The sequence below is a fragment of the Pseudoalteromonas sp. GW168-MNA-CIBAN-0100 genome, from assembly GCF_040309225.1.
GTDB classification, from domain to species: Bacteria; Pseudomonadota; Gammaproteobacteria; order Enterobacterales; family Alteromonadaceae; genus Pseudoalteromonas; species Pseudoalteromonas arctica.
Map to the genome: position 1 here is coordinate 1 of NZ_JBEOOL010000211.1, position 373 is coordinate 373.

The following is a 373-nucleotide window of genomic DNA, read 5'->3' on the forward strand; positions in this document are numbered from 1 at the left end:
GTATTAAGCAAAGAGAAAACACGCCCATCAAAAGCCGAATATGCACCTTGCGCATAATATAAAACCGCTTTGCCATTGAGCAAATTAAATAACTGTTCACTCAACTCACTTAATCCATGGGTTGCATCAAACAAATATTCGTTTTTTGCTTTTTCAAAGCCTATTCTACGGCCATGCCATACTTCGGCTAGTTTATCTTTATTAAGGCAAAATAATGTACTGGGGGTATCGCTATTTGGAGCAAGTACAAGTACGGCATCGGGCTCATTAAAACCAGTTAAGTAAAAAAAGTCACTGTCTTGCCTAAATGCATAGTGAGTGTCGCGGCTGCGCGTAACTTCGCTCGCCGCAGGTATAATTGCCACACTGTTAC

At 41.0% G+C, this 373-nt stretch carries 1 protein-coding gene; it reads right to left on the reverse strand.

Translation table 11 applies throughout. From position 1 onward, the window contains the following. Window positions 1-373 (reverse strand): aminopeptidase P N-terminal domain-containing protein (locus tag AAEY62_RS20775; protein ID WP_350636177.1); only part of this gene is annotated, 373 nt, incomplete at both ends.